Genomic DNA, 14,681 nt, shown 5'->3' on the forward strand with positions numbered 1-14,681 from the left:
CATTGCCTGCTTGCACTGCGGGGTTCACCATTAAGGCTGTCGGGAAGGCTGGGGCCTGCTGAAAGCACTCAACGCCCAAGGATCAAGGATTCGAAATGAATAATGGTTCCGTTACGCCGAACCGACGTACGGTGCTCAAAGCGGCCGGGATTGGTGCGGCCGGAGTCGCCTCCATGCCCCTGCTGTCCGCTTGCACCGTCGAATCTGCCCAGCAGGCGTCAGCGAGGTCGGCACCACTTCTCCCTGCCCCGCCGGGACAGGTCGAACCTCTGCTGGACCGGTCGAAGGTCGATAATGCCTTGGGCCAGCTCGACGGACAGATCCAGGGTGCCATGGAGCACACCGGGCTGCCGGGCGTGGCTGTCGCCGTGGTGTACCGGGACGAGGTGCTGTACTCCAAAGGCTTCGGGGTGCGGGAAGTCGGAAAGCCCGAGAAGGTCGGTGCTGACACGGTGTTCCAGTTGGCTTCTGTGTCCAAGCCCCTGGCATCCACAGTGGTGGCGGCGTTGGTGGGCCGGGAAGTCTTCAAATGGACCGACGCCGTCGTTAGATATAACAAGAACTTCGCACTCAAGGATGACTACGTCACGCGGAACGCGACCTTTGCGGATCTGCTGGCGCACCGCAGCGGGCTGGAAACGGGTTCGGGTGACCTGCTGGAGGACCTCGGATTCGATCGTGGGTACATCCTCGGCCATCTTAACCAGGAGCCCCTTGATACGTTCCGGTCCAGCTACAACTACAGCAATTTCGGCTTCACGGAAGCCGGCCAGGCAGCAGCCGACGCGATGAAAATGACCTGGGAGGACCTGGCCGACGAGGTCCTGTTCCGGAAACTGGGAATGTCCGCCAGCAGCTACCGCTACTCGGACTACGCTAAAGCCGCAAACAAGGCCATCATCCATGTGCCGCTCGGGAACAAACAGTGGGCGGCGAAGTACCAGCGCAACGCCGATGCCCAGGCTCCGGCCGGGGGCGCGAGTTCGTCCGTGCGGGACCTGGCCCAATGGCTCCGGCTGCAACTCGGCAACGGCAGTTACGAGGGTCAGCCCGTTATTGATGCGGCGGCCCTTCAAACAACCCGCGTTCCCCATGCGGTCTCCGGGCCGGCGTCGGCTCCGGCTGCCCGCTCCCGCTTCTATGGGCTCGGTTGGAACGTCTCCTACGACGACCAGGGCCGGGTCCAGCTGGGACACTCGGGAGCCTTCAATCTTGGCGCCGCCACCGCCGTCTCGATGCTTCCCGGTGAGCAATTGGGCATTGTGGTCCTGACCAACGGACGCCCACAGGGAATTCCCGAAGCAATCGCCGCAGGCTTCCTGGATACAGCCCAGCATGGGTCGCCCACGGTTGATTGGCTGGCATTCACCGCCGGCGTATTCAAACAAATAGATGAGTCCGAGAAGCCCAAGGTGGACTACACCAAGATTCCACCCAACCCGGTTCCCGCAAAAGCGATCAGTACTTACACAGGCATTTACGAGAACTCCTACTATGGTCCGCTGGTGGTCCTCGAGGAAGGCGGGAAGCTGACCATGAGACTGGGACCGACCGGCAGCCCCACCACGTTCCAGCTCACGCACTTTAACGGCGACACGTTCAGTTTCGAATCCATCGGCGAGAACGCCAATGGCCTGGCCGGTGCACTGTTTGCCGGAGTAGGCGGCGGCTCCGCGCCAAGCGTCACCCTGGATTTCTACGACAGGACCGGGCTGGGGACTTTCACGCGGGCCTCGTAAGGGCGGGATTCGGACGACGGCGGGACGGCCCGCCGTCGTCCGTTCAACTCATCATTGTGGTGGCTGGCGAACTGCGCCACCATGATGCTATGGATGCTGAAACGCCTCAAACGGTGGAGCTGAACCTTCCCCAGGCCTTCCTGCTTTTGGCCACAAACGACACAAGCGGCAAACCTGAAGTGCCGCTGTTCGCGCTTCGAACCACTGTGGCAGGGGCAATTCTGGCCGAGCTGGACCTGCTCGGTGCTGTGGAGCTGCAGGGGAAGCGCGTCAAAGCAACCGGTGCCACCCCGGCCACCGAGTTCGAGCACGAACTGGAACTCATCCGGGCGAAGTCCCGGCCGCACACTCCCAAGTGGTGGGTGGGCGTGCTGGGAGAGCCGCGCCGAAGTGCTGCGTGTCTACGAGGGGCTGGTGTCACTGGGCATCGTGGAACACGTGGGTGAAAAGCACCTGGGCCGGTTCCGTGCCGTGCGGTTCCCGGAGAAGGACCATGCTCCGGAGGCGGCGCTGCTGAAAAGGATCGAGGCCGCGCTCAGCGGTCCTGCATCCAACCTGGAGGCGCCGGATACCAGTGAAACCGCTGACGGGACGGGCGTTGTCGGTGGGGCGTCCGGGACGGCCGGGTCCGCGGAGCCCTCTGCCAAGGCCGTTGTCAAGGCGCCCGACCCTCGGACCATAGTGCTGATCGCCCTGCTTCAGGCTGCCGGGCTACTCGGCAAGCTCTTCCCCGATGCAGACAGGATCCGGGCCAGCGAGCTGTCGAAGGACTATTGGCCGTCCCGCGCGGTGGAGGACGAGCTTCGCCTGATCAGGCTGGCGGAGGAAGAGGCCGCAAACCTGTAACCCTGCCGAAGCCGCTGGGCGCTGTCGTTGTCTGCCTGGGTGTTGGCCGATCACCCAGCACTGGCACCGGTCCGGTTTTGTGCCCACTCGTTCCGGCTGATGCGTAATACCCGAATACTGGCCGGGGTCTTGACCAAACCGACCTGCTGCTGGGATAGTTTGGCACCCGGTGATCAGCACTGCACCGGACCGTATCTGCGCAGTATTGGGGGATGACCATGAGCGACCAGATCATCACTGCTGTCACACCTGGTGAGCGGCCAGGCCTGTTCCTTCTGGAGCAAGGCACAACAGCAACGGCTATGCCTGAGTGTGAAGCCGAGCGCCGGAACCGCCAGGCGTTACACGCCCTGGAAGTGGATTGGGGCAGAGGTGTGTTCGACTACGGGAAGATACGGGGGATACTTGCCGGCCCCAGCAGCGAAGAGTGCCACCCTGACCATGCCGTTTGGAGCGCTTGAGTACCTAGCGGGTGGTTAGACCGGTAAGTCGTCCGCGCTGGCGGCTAGTTCGCGCAACTCTTGGACGTGGGCTTTAAAGGCTTGTGAGCCGGCTTTTGTCAGGTGAACCCAGGTGTGGGTGCGGTGTTGACGGTGGCCTTGCTAAGGCCAGCGAAACCGGCCTGTTCAAGCACCTTCACATGCTTACTGAGAACGGTGTCGATAAGGGCAAGTGCGTCACGGATAACGCCGAACTGAGCCCCCTGCGGAGTTGGGTGGCGTCACCGCGTAAGAAAACTGCGATGCAATTTGCCGGCGTTTCCAACTTTGGTTGAAGCCGTTGACAAAAATTAAAGAAGTCCTGCAGCTAGTCATTATTGCGAAAGCGACCTTACCGTACTGGTCACGCTCCACCTACACATCGACGGCGCCCAGGGTATGGCCTGACGGTAGTTTTGAAGGACTGGATAAAAACATAAAAGTAGGTATGGTATCGGGTAACGCAAAGCATGGAAAGGCGTGATTCCGATGTCAGGAAAGTCTCCGAAAAGCAGCGCGGCTAAAAAGGCCGGCAAGTCAATTCTGGAAAAAAGAGCCGACAAAAGAGCTAAAAACGAAAACAGCGAAATTAACTTCGTAAAGCCGCGCAAGAACCAGCGCTAAACAAACCAGCGGGCAGCCGAATTTGGGACTCCTAGCCCGGCCGGCTGCCCGCGCCGTCCCAACAGAATCCGAGGGCCGCTGCCCCCGTCGCCGGGCCAGGCCGCTTGCTCAGTTACGAGGACCACCGCCATGAACACTTCCTTCAATGCCTTGATTGTCCCTGCCCGCCTCGTCCATCCGGTCCACATCGGACTGGTCCAGTTGGACTTGCCAGCACTGCAACGGCTGGCCGGTAGGGAAGTTGGAGTTGTGGCCGGCGGGGACTGGCACGTGTATCTGGACAGCGGGGGAATCAGATACACGGAGAACGTACGGGCGGAGGTCCTCATGCGCGAAGCGGGGGTCGACCTGGACGAAACCATCCACGGGACGGCCATGTTCCTGGGCCACGGAGGCCCGGGCGACGGGGCCGACGCTCCCCAGCACCTCATCAGACTGGCCGAGCAGCTGTTCGATATGCCGCCGGCCGCCTGACGCAGTGCTGCAGAGGGCGCGATGGAGGGCCCTAAGAGGCACCGGTCGGCGACGGGAAGTCCCGCCGTCGGCCGGTGCTGTCCCGCAGGTACGCAGCGTTACCGCGGGCTTATATCGATAACGCAGAAGCGGTTGCCGTCGGGATCGGCGAGGACTACGAAGTCAGGGTCCTCAGGGTACAGGTCCCAGTCGACACGTTGGGCGTAATCCCGACGGGACAGCCCCGCAGCAAAACCCAGTAGCTGGCCTGTGCCACTTTCACAGCAGGTCCGATCAGCCGATCCGGAGCGTGCGCGCGAGGCTGCTCGCAAACTCCCTCAGCGCAGTGACTTCAGCGTCCCCGTAGCCGCCTTCGCGGTGCGCGAGTGCGGCTTCCAGTTGGGCTGCCAGATGCCTCCTGTCACGCGCGGACACGGCCACGACGTCGGCGGCGGTCTTCACCCGGCGGACATTGAGCGTTTCCGCGCCGCCCCAGCGCTGCCCGCCCAGCATGAACTCCGCGCGTGTCACTTCCTTGAAGCGGGACGACAACTCTGCGAGCAATTCGGAGACTGCAGCGGGGTGGGACTGGTCATCCACCGTGATGTGGACGGCAATGGTGTGGCTGGTCATCGTGGCTCATCCCGCCTCTCAAGGGGTTTAATTATCCCGTACGCCGTGCCTCTGTGCAGCTGTTTTGGCGCGCCAAGTCCCTGCCAATGTAGGCGTCAGTATGTGTGAGAACTACATGCGGCTCTTCTCTGTAGACACCGCGATACCGACCCCCATGGGCACGGGCGGTGCAACGCCTGTCCCGCGATAGGCATGGCGGCCTCGAATGGCAGTAGTTCCATGAAGCAGAAACGCGGGCTGGGTAGCGGTGCGTCCCTGGAGCGTGGAACCACCCTTGCGCTGAACGAATGCCCGGGTGGGGGGGTGCAGGGAAGGCTTTTTGAGTCAAAATGGCAAGTGCAGCCGCAACGGCACAGCCACCACAAGGAGGAGTCCCATGAGCCCTGTAACTACCAGTCCTGAGGCCGCAGCCGCGGCGCAGAGCCTGTTCCGGGTTGCCCTCGGAGGTGTGCTCATTGCCCACGGGTCCCAGAAACTCTTCGGGTGGTTCGGCGGGGGAGGCCTCGAAGGCACCAGCAAGGGCATGCACGCCATGGGTTTTCGGCCGGCGAAACCCAGTGCCATCCTCGCCGGTGTAGGTGAAGCAGGAGCCGGCCTTGCCTTGGCCCTGGGCCTCGCCACCCCTGCCGCCGGCGCCGCCGCTGCAACCACGATGGGTGTCGCGGCGAGCGTCCACGCACCCAACGGCTTTTTCGCCACCGAGGGCGGCCTGGAGTACCCCGCCGTACTGGGCCTGGCCGCGGCAGCGTTCACCATCGGGGGTTCCGGGCCCTTCTCCCTGGATGCGCTCACCGGCCATGTCCTGGACCGGCCCTGGATGCGGGTTACCGCGTTGGCAGTGATCCCCGCAGCCACCGGCGCCCAGATCTACCGCCGGCGGAAAGCGCTGGCCAGCGACGCTCCTGCACCGGCTCCGGTCGCCGCGACGGAAGAAAGCTGAACGCGCTCCGTCCCCGGCGGGGCCTTGTGACGCGTTGGTGAGATCACGACGGCGGGACGTCCCGCCGTCGTACGCCGCCGCCTGGGAACGACGCGTCCGGGTGCGGGGCAGATTTCCGACCCATCGGACGGTAATTTTGCCACTCGGCACTGAAGACGGTAAGGTGTGAGTCGTGTCACCCACCAGTGGCACATGCTAATGATCTGCGGCGGGAGAGTCCTGCCGGTACGTTCTGCAGGCGCCGTAGGAGCAAATCCTCCCCAGGAATCTCTCAGGCCCACGTACCGCCGCGGCAAGGCAACTCTGGAAAGCAGTCCGGGCAACCGGGCTCACCGACGGTGCAAGTGGCGCCCTGCTAAAGAGCAGTGCAACGCAAAACTCTCAGGTCCAATACAGAGCGGGGAGGAACCCGAATCAACGTGGTGCTTAGGCGCCACCTGAATTATGGAGTTCCTCTCATGACGGTTCAATCGTCCCCAACCACCTTCGCAGACCGCCATATCGGCGCACGCCGCCAGTCCGACATCGACACCATGCTCAAGGCCGTCGGCTACGACAGCCTCGATGGCCTGGTTGACAGCGCGGTCCCGGATTCCATCCGCCAGGACAAGCCCCTCAGCCTCGAGAGCGCCCTCAGCGAAGTCCAGGTCCTCGCCGAGCTCCGAAAGCTCGCCGGCAAAAACAAGATGGCCGTGCAGATGATCGGCCAGGGCTACTACGACACCGTGACCCCGCCGGTGATTCGCCGCAACATTCTCGAAGCGCCCGCTTGGTACACCGCCTACACCCCGTACCAGCCCGAGATTTCCCAGGGCCGGCTTGAAGCGCTGCTGAACTTCCAGACCATGGTTCAGGACCTCACCGCACTTCCCGTGGCCAACGCCTCCCTGCTCGACGAGGCCACCGCCGTCGCCGAAGCCGTGCTGCTGATGCGCAGGGCCAATAGGGCCACTGGCCAGAACGCAGGCGCGAAGGACGGCAAGACCGTCCTCGACGCCGACCTCCTCCCGCAGACCATCGCCATCGTCCTCGGCCGCGCCGAAGCACTCGGCTTCGAGGTGGAGGTCGCGGACCTCACCGACGGACTGCCCGACGGCAGCATCAACGGCGTGGTCCTGCAGCAGCCCGGCGTCTCCGGCCGCGTCTGGGACCAGACCGCCGTCATCGCCGCGGCCAAGGACCGCGGCGCGCTGGTCACCGTCGCCGCCGACCTCCTGGCCCTCACCCTCATCACCCCGCCGGGCGAGCAGGGCGCGGACATCGCCGTCGGCTCCACCCAGCGCCTGGGCGTCCCGCTGTTCTTCGGTGGCCCGCACGCCGCCTACATGGCGGTCCGCCAGGGCATGGAGCGCACCCTCCCCGGCCGCATCGTGGGCGTTTCCAAGGATGACGCCGGGGTCCCCGCCTACCGACTGGCCCTCCAGACCCGCGAGCAGCACATTCGCCGCGAGAAGGCCACGTCCAACATCTGCACCGCGCAGGCCCTGCTGGCCATCGTCTCCTCCTTCTACGCCGTCTACCACGGCCCGGACGGCCTGAAGGCGATCGCAGAAACGGTCCACAACAACGCCCGCGCCCTGGCCACCACGCTGAAGACCGCCGGCCGCGAACTGGTGTCCGACACCTTCTTCGACACCCTCACCGTCCGCGTGCCCGGCAAGGCTGCCAAGGTGATCACTGCCGCCGAAGCCCGCGGCATCAACCTGCGCCTCATCGATGCGGACACAGTTGGCGTGTCAGTCGATGAAACCACGACGCCGGAGGTCCTCTCCGCGGTTGTTGTCGCCTTTGGCGCCGGTCCCGTTGCGGCGGCTTCCGGGTTCGAGCTGCCGGAGTCCGTGCTGCGCACCTCCACCTACCTGCAGCACCCGGTCTTCAACACGCACCACTCCGAAACCCAGCTGCTGCGCTACATCCGCCGCCTCTCGGACCGGGACCTGACGCTGGACCGCACCATGATCCCGCTGGGCTCCTGCACCATGAAGCTGAACGCCACCGCCGAGATGGAAGCCATCTCCTGGCCTGAGTTCGTCTCCATCCACCCGTTTGCCCCGGATTCGCAGACTGCCGGCTGGCGGGAGCTGATTTCCGGGCTCGAAGCCGACCTGGCCGAGATCACCGGGTACGACCAGGTGTCCATCCAGCCCAACGCCGGTTCCCAGGGTGAACTGGCCGGCCTGCTGGCGATCCGCGGCTACCACCACTCCCGTGGCGAGGCTCAGCGCAACGTGTGCCTGATCCCGGCTTCGGCCCACGGCACCAACGCAGCCTCCGCCGTCCTCGCCGGCATGAAGGTGGTTGTGGTGGCTACTGCTGCCGACGGCACCATCGACCACACCGACCTGCACGCCAAGATTGAGGCCAACAAGGACGTCCTTTCGGCCATCATGATCACGTACCCGTCCACCCACGGGGTGTACGACGCCGACGTCCGCGAAGTCTGCGATGCCATCCACGCGGCCGGCGGCCAGGTGTACGTCGACGGCGCCAACCTGAACGCGCTTGTCGGGCTGGCGCAGCCGGGGAAGTTCGGCGGCGACGTGTCCCACCTGAACCTGCACAAGACCTTCTGCATCCCGCACGGCGGCGGCGGACCCGGCGTCGGACCGGTTGCTGCGAAAGCACACCTGGCGCCGTTCATGCCGGGTGATGCCAACAAGGCTGCGCACGAGGCCGGACACGGCGTCGCGATCTCCGCTTCCCGCTTCGGCTCCGCCGGCGTGCTGCCCATTTCCTGGGCCTACGTGAAGCTGATGGGCGGACAGGGCCTGACCGAGGCCACCAAGTCCGCGCTGCTCGCTGCGAACTACGTGGCTGCCCGGCTGGACGAGCACTTCCCGGTCCTCTACACCGGGGAGAGCGGCCTCGTGGCGCACGAGTGCATCCTGGACCTGCGCGACCTGACCGCCAAGACCGGCGTCACCGCGGAGGACGTGGCCAAGCGCCTGATCGACTTCGGCTTCCACGCCCCCACGCTGTCCTTCCCGGTGGCGGGGACGCTCATGGTGGAGCCCACCGAGTCCGAGGACCTCGCGGAGATCGACCGCTTCATCGAGGCAATGATCACCATCCGCAAGGAAATCGACCAGGTGGCCGCCGGTGACTTCACCGTGGAGAAGTCTCCGCTGCGCAACGCACCCCACACGGCAGCCGCCGTCGTCTCCTCCGATTGGAACCGGACGTATCCGCGTGAGCAGGCCGCTTTCCCGGTGGCCTCGCTCCGGCAGGATAAGTACTTCCCGCCCGTCGGCCGCATCGACGGCGCGGCAGGGGACCGCAACCTGGTCTGCTCCTGCCCGCCGCTTTCCGAATTTGAGAACTAGGGAATTCCGTTGACTGAGAACTACACTGCGCTCTACGAGCAGCACAAGATCGCCGGCGCCTCCTTCACCGACTTCGGCGGCTGGCAGATGCCCCTGAAGTACAGCTCCGAACTGGCCGAGCACCACGCCGTGCGCAACGCCGCCGGCCTGTTCGACCTCTCCCACATGGGTGAAGTCTGGGTCACCGGCCCCGACGCCGGAGCTTTCCTCGACTACGCCTTGGCCGGCAAGCTGTCCGCCGTCGCCGTGGGCAAGGCCAAGTACTCGCTGATCTGCCAGGAAGACGGCGGCATCATCGACGACCTCATCTCCTACCGCCGCCCGTCTCCTGAAGAAGGAGTGGACAAGTACCTGGTAGTCCCGAACGCGGGCAACGCTGCGGTTGTGGCCGCGGCATTGGCCGAGCGGGCAGCCAGCTTCGATGTCTCCGTGGAAGACGTCTCGGCTGAGACCTCGCTGGTTGCCGTGCAGGGCCCGAACGCAGAGGCCATTCTGCTGCAGTTGGTCCCCGCCGGGCAGCACTCGCTGGTGAACGAACTGAAGTACTACGCAGCGGTCGACGTGGAAATCTCCGGCCAGGAGCTGCTGCTGGCCCGCACCGGGTACACCGGCGAGGACGGCTTCGAAATCTACGTTCCCAATGAGGACGCCGCCCGTTTGTGGGACGCGCTGCTGGAGGTGGGCGCGGGCCACGGACTCATCCCCGCCGGCCTGGCCTGCCGCGACTCGCTCCGCCTGGAAGCCGGCATGCCGCTCTACGGCAACGAGCTTTCCCGCGACGGCAACCCTTACGCCGCAGGCCTGGGTCCGGTGGTCTCGCTCAAGAAGGAGTCCGACTTCATCGGCAAGGCCGTGCTGGCGGAGCTCAAGGAACTGGGCGCAGGATCCACGTCCGGCCGCAAGCTCGTGGGCCTCAAGGGCCTCGGACGCCGCGCCGGCCGCAGCCACTACCCGGTCCTCAAGAACGGCAACGTGGTGGGCGAGGTGACCTCCGGCCAGCCCAGCCCCACCCTGGGGTACCCGATCGCCCTGGCCTACGTCGACGTCGAACACACAGAACTTGGCACCAAGCTGGACATCGACCTCCGCGGCAAGCCCGAGCCCTTCGAAGTAGTCCAACTCCCGTTCTACAAGCGCACCAAGTAGCCAAACGCTCTCTCACTTAACGCGGAACGCTCTCTCACTTAATGCGTGTTTTGAGCCAACGCTCTCTCACGTTTTCATACCTACCTAAGGAAATACACATGGCAAAAGTTGTTGCTGAACTGAAGTACTCCGCCGAGCACGAGTGGGTTGCTGTTGACGGATCCGGCCCCACCAACATCGGGATCTCGGCTGTGGCTGCCGAGGCGCTGGGCGACATTGTGTACGTGGACCTGCCCGAGGTTGGCTCAACCGTGACCGCGGGGGAGACCTGCGGCGAGGTGGAATCCACCAAGTCCGTCTCCGACCTTTACGCCCCGGTGACCGGTGAAGTCGTCGAGATCAACGACGAGGTGGTCTCCGACCCCGCGCTGATCAACAACGATCCCTACGGCGCGGGCTGGCTGTTCAAGGTGGCCGTCACCGAAGAAGGCCCCCTGATGTCCGCTGAAGAGTACGCCTCAGCCAACGGCGGCGAGCTGTGAGCGGCGCGGGCATGACCACCACGGTAGCTTTCGAGCAGATCGTCTCCCCGTCCCTGGACGCGGACCTCTCCGCGCTGGATCCGGAGGTCGCGGCGAAGATCGACGACGAACTCACCCGCCAGCGCGACGGCCTGGAGATGATCGCCTCCGAGAACCACACCGCCGTCGCCGTGATGCAGGCGCAGGGCTCGGTGCTGACCAACAAGTACGCCGAGGGCTACCCGGGCAAGCGCTACTACGGCGGCTGCGAGCACGTGGACGTCATCGAACAGCTCGCCATCGACCGGATCAAGGCTCTCTTCGGCGCCGGTTTCGCTAACGTCCAGCCGCACTCGGGCGCGCAGGCCAACGCCTCGGTGATGCACGCGCTGATCAAGCCGGGCGACACCATCATGGGCCTGAACCTGGCCCACGGCGGCCACCTCACACACGGTATGAAGATCAACTTCTCCGGCAAGCTCTACAACGTGGTGCCGTACGGCGTCCGCGAGGACACCCACACCGTGGACATGGCCGAGGTGGAGCGCCTGGCGCAGGAAACCAAGCCGGCGCTGATCGTAGCCGGCTGGTCCGCCTACGCCCGCCAGCTGGACTTCGCCGAGTTCCGCCGGATCGCCGACTCGGTGGGCGCCTACCTGATGGTTGACATGGCGCACTTCGCCGGGCTCGTCGCCGCGGGACTGCACCCATCGCCGGTGCCGCACGCGCACGTCACCACGTCCACCACGCACAAGACCCTCGCCGGTCCGCGCGGCGGCATCATCCTGACCAACGACGCCGACATCGCCAAGAAGATCAATTCGGCTGTGTTTCCCGGCCAGCAGGGCGGCCCGCTGGAGCACGTCATTGCCGGCAAGGCCGTGGCGTTCAAGATCGCAGCGTCGGCGGAGTTCAAGGAGCGCCAGGAGCGCGTCCTGGCCGGTGCCCGGATCCTGGCCGAGCGCCTGGTCCAGCCGGACGTCACGGCCAAGGGCATCAGCGTGATTTCCGGCGGCACCGACGTGCACCTGGTCCTGGTGGACCTGCGCAACTGCGAGCTCGACGGCCAGCAGGCCGAGGACCGCCTCGCGGACATCGACATCACCGTCAACCGCAACGCCGTCCCGTTCGACCCGCGCCCGCCCATGGTCACCTCCGGCCTGCGGATCGGCACCCCTGCGCTGGCCACGCGCGGCTTCGGCGAGGAAGCCTTCCGCGAGGTTGCGGACATCATCGCCGAGGCTTTGACGGCCGACGCCGGCACCGACCTTTCCGGGCTGCGTCACCGCGTAGAGGCACTAGCAGCCGCCCACCCCCTCTACCCGGGGCTTTAATCACCCCCGGGACCGTCGGACCGGACATTTTCACGCGTGCTGCGCCCCACCGGCACCCTTGCCTCGCAAGCTCGGCGAGGGACCCTGCCGGTGTGGGCCCACTTCGTCGCTTTGACGCACGCTTTCGAAAAGTCCGGCTCCGCCGGCCCCTCGTGCCCACGTCGCCTTGGTGACGCTTTACCGCTCGCTACACGTCTAGTAAGGAATCCCAGCATGGCCGTTGGCGTATTCGACCTTTTCTCAATTGGTATCGGCCCCTCGAGTTCGCACACTGTGGGGCCGATGCGGGCTGCTGCTGTCTTTGCGGAGGAGCTCAAGGGCTTCGGCAAGCTCGCGGACGTGGCTTCGCTGCGGGTTGATTTGTACGGGTCGCTCGCGGCGACCGGCCACGGGCATGGGACGATGACCGCGATCCTGCTGGGGCTGGAGGGTTACCATCCGGAGCTGATCCTGCCCGAAGAGGTGGAGGAACGGCTGGCAACCATCGCCGAAACCGGGGTGCTGCAGCTTGCCGGTGCCGTGCCGCTGCCGTACGGGGTGAAGGACATGGTCCTGCGGCCGCTGACCATCCTCCCGCGGCACACCAACGGCATGACCTTCACGGTGTCCGACGCCGGCGGCAACGTCCTGCATACTGCCACGTTCTTCTCCGTGGGCGGTGGCTTCATCGTCCGCGAGGGTGAGGAGGACGCAGCCCAGCAGGAGCTCGAGGAATCCAAAAAGGAACTGCCGCTGCCTTTCCGCACCGCTGCCGAGCTGCTGGAACACTGCCGGGAAACCGGGCTCGGCATCAGCGACGTCATGCGGATCAACGAGGAGGACAGCCGCACCCCTGAGGAGATCCGCGCGGGTCTGCTGCACATCTGGTCGGTCATGGAGGATTGCGTGGCCAGCAGCCTGAAGCGCGAAGGCGTGCTGCCCGGGGGACTGAAGGTCCGGCGTCGCGCCCCGGACTGGTACGACCGGCTGAAAAAGGAAAGTTCACGGCCGGACAGCGAAGGCCAGGACCAGGAGTTCCACGACCCGAAGTATTGGCAGGAGTGGGTTAACTTGATCGCCCTCGCCGTCAATGAGGAGAACGCCTCCGGCGGCCGCGTGGTCACCGCACCCACAAACGGGGCGGCCGGGATCATTCCGGCGGTGCTGTATTACGCGCTGCACTTTGCTCCGGGCATGGAGAACGCCACCCAGGAGGACCGCGACGACGTCGTGGTGAAGTTCCTGCTCGCCGCCGGCGCCGTCGGGGTGCTGTACAAGGAACAGGCCTCCATCTCGGGTGCTGAGGTTGGGTGCCAGGGCGAGGTGGGATCGGCGTCGTCGATGGCCGCCGCCGGACTGGCCGAAGTGATGGGCGGAACCCCGGCGCAGGTGGAAAACGCCGCCGAAATCGCGATGGAACACAACCTCGGCCTGACGTGTGATCCCATCGGCGGGCTGGTGCAGGTGCCCTGCATCGAACGGAACGCGATCGCCGCCGCCAAGGCGATCAACGCCACGAAGATGGCGCTCTGGGGCGACGGTTCCCACCGCGTCTCCCTGGACGAGGTGATCGTGACCATGCGCGAAACCGGCAGGGACATGAGCTCCAAATACAAGGAAACGGCGATGGGCGGCCTCGCCGTCAACGTCGTCGAATGCTGAAGGAAGAAAACTAATGACATTGGCACCTGAAGGCCGGAAGCTTTTGCGCGTTGAACAGCGCAACTCTGCTGTCCCGGTGGAGCGCAAGCCGGAGTGGATCAAGGCCAAGGTCCAGATGGGTCCGGAGTTCGTCCAGCTCAAGAACCTGGTGAAAAAGGAAGGCCTGCACACGGTGTGTGAGGAGGCCGGCTGCCCCAACATCTTCGAGTGCTGGGAGGACAAGGAAGCCACGTTCCTGATCGGCGGCTCCGAGTGCACCCGCCGGTGTGATTTCTGCCAGATCGATACCGGCAAACCGTCCCCGGTCGACCGGTTCGAACCCACCAAGGTGGCCCGGTCGGTGCAGTCGATGCAGCTGCGCTACGCCACCGTCACCGGCGTGGCCCGTGATGACCTAGAGGACGAGGGCGTGTGGCTGTACGCCGAGACGGTCCGCAAGATCCACGAGCTGAACCCCGGCACCGGCGTGGAGCTGCTGATCCCGGACTTCTCCGGCAAACCCGAACACATCAAGGCGATCTGCGACTCCAAACCCGAGGTGTTCGCGCACAACGTCGAAACCGTGCCCAGGATTTTCAAGCGGATCCGGCCCGCGTTCCGCTACGAGCGGTCCCTGGACGTCATCACCCAGGGCCGGAACCTGGGCATGGTCACCAAGTCCAACCTGATCCTGGGCATGGGCGAAACCCGCGAGGAAATCTCCGAGGCCCTCAAGGACCTGCACGAGGCCGGCTGTGACCTGATCACCATCACCCAGTACCTGCGCCCGTCCGAACGGCACCTGCCGGTGGACCGGTGGGTCAAGCCGCAGGAATTCGTGGACCTCCAGAACGAGGCCACCGAGCTCGGCTTCCTCGGCGTCATGAGTGGCCCGCTGGTCCGCTCCTCCTACCGCGCAGGCCGGCTCTGGGCCACCGCGATGCGGAAGAAGGGCTGGGAAATCCCCGCCGAACTCGCCCACATCGAGTCCTCCGGCACCACCCGCCAGGAAGCCAGCTCACTGCTCGCCGCCACGGCCTGAATTTCCGTAGCAGGCTTCCCTGTTGCCCAGAACCTGATGTT

Annotated in this window: 10 protein-coding genes, 2 pseudogenes and 1 riboswitch; of the genes and pseudogenes, 10 read left to right on the top strand and 2 right to left on the bottom strand. The window is 65.0% G+C overall.

Going from position 1 to position 14,681, the window contains the following annotated elements; genetic code table 11:
- Positions 1 to 95: 95 nt before the first annotated feature.
- From QFZ70_RS01900 to QFZ70_RS01910, 3 genes and pseudogenes are all read left to right on the top strand, one after another.
- On the top strand, positions 96 to 1,739 hold the full coding sequence (locus QFZ70_RS01900) for a serine hydrolase (RefSeq protein WP_307093836.1): 1,644 nt from the start codon (positions 96 to 98) through the stop codon (positions 1,737 to 1,739).
- 89 nt (positions 1,740 to 1,828) lie between these two features.
- A pseudogene (locus QFZ70_RS01905) lies at positions 1,829 to 2,585 on the top strand (GPP34 family phosphoprotein).
- Between the two features lie 1,232 nt (positions 2,586 to 3,817).
- Positions 3,818 to 4,162, top strand: coding sequence for a hypothetical protein (locus tag QFZ70_RS01910; RefSeq protein ID WP_307093837.1), 345 nt, complete (start codon positions 3,818 to 3,820; stop codon positions 4,160 to 4,162).
- Between the two features lie 98 nt (positions 4,163 to 4,260).
- Here QFZ70_RS01910 and QFZ70_RS01915 read toward each other — a convergent pair.
- Positions 4,261 to 4,365 (bottom strand): annotated as a pseudogene (locus QFZ70_RS01915) (VOC family protein); the annotation flags it as partial.
- Between the two features lie 70 nt (positions 4,366 to 4,435).
- Positions 4,436 to 4,774, bottom strand: coding sequence for a hypothetical protein (locus QFZ70_RS01920; protein WP_307093838.1), 339 nt, complete (start codon positions 4,772 to 4,774; stop codon positions 4,436 to 4,438).
- A 376-nt stretch (positions 4,775 to 5,150) separates the two neighbouring features.
- Here QFZ70_RS01920 and QFZ70_RS01925 point away from each other — a divergent pair, with 376 nt between their 5' ends.
- From QFZ70_RS01925 to lipA, 7 genes are all read left to right on the top strand, one after another.
- Positions 5,151 to 5,714, top strand: coding sequence for a DoxX family protein (locus QFZ70_RS01925; protein ID WP_307093839.1), 564 nt, complete (start codon positions 5,151 to 5,153; stop codon positions 5,712 to 5,714).
- A 199-nt stretch (positions 5,715 to 5,913) separates the two neighbouring features.
- A riboswitch (glycine riboswitch) is annotated at positions 5,914 to 6,011 on the top strand.
- Between the two features lie 161 nt (positions 6,012 to 6,172).
- Positions 6,173 to 9,037 (top strand): aminomethyl-transferring glycine dehydrogenase, encoded by a 2,865-nt coding sequence (gene gcvP, locus QFZ70_RS01930; RefSeq protein WP_307093840.1) that lies wholly within the window; start codon positions 6,173 to 6,175, stop codon positions 9,035 to 9,037.
- Between the two features lie 9 nt (positions 9,038 to 9,046).
- Positions 9,047 to 10,183 (top strand): glycine cleavage system aminomethyltransferase GcvT, encoded by a 1,137-nt coding sequence (gene gcvT, locus QFZ70_RS01935; RefSeq protein WP_307093841.1) that lies wholly within the window; start codon positions 9,047 to 9,049, stop codon positions 10,181 to 10,183.
- Between the two features lie 98 nt (positions 10,184 to 10,281).
- Complete coding sequence (gene gcvH, locus QFZ70_RS01940) at positions 10,282 to 10,665, top strand: glycine cleavage system protein GcvH (RefSeq protein ID WP_307093842.1); 384 nt, start codon at positions 10,282 to 10,284, stop codon at positions 10,663 to 10,665.
- 11 nt (positions 10,666 to 10,676) lie between these two features.
- Positions 10,677 to 11,978 carry a serine hydroxymethyltransferase gene (gene glyA, locus QFZ70_RS01945; protein ID WP_307093843.1) on the top strand — a complete coding sequence of 434 codons (1,302 nt, stop codon included), beginning with the start codon at positions 10,677 to 10,679 and terminating at the stop codon, positions 11,976 to 11,978.
- A 213-nt stretch (positions 11,979 to 12,191) separates the two neighbouring features.
- Positions 12,192 to 13,619, top strand: a complete 1,428-nt coding sequence (locus QFZ70_RS01950) for an L-serine ammonia-lyase (RefSeq protein ID WP_307093844.1) — start codon at positions 12,192 to 12,194, stop codon at positions 13,617 to 13,619.
- Positions 13,620 to 13,632: 13 nt separating this feature from the next.
- Complete coding sequence (gene lipA / locus QFZ70_RS01955; RefSeq protein WP_307093845.1) at positions 13,633 to 14,640, top strand: lipoyl synthase; 1,008 nt, start codon at positions 13,633 to 13,635, stop codon at positions 14,638 to 14,640.
- Positions 14,641 to 14,681: the final 41 nt, after the last annotated feature.

It is taken from the genome of Arthrobacter sp. V1I9, from assembly GCF_030817075.1.
Taxonomy (GTDB): Bacteria; Actinomycetota; Actinomycetes; order Actinomycetales; family Micrococcaceae; genus Arthrobacter.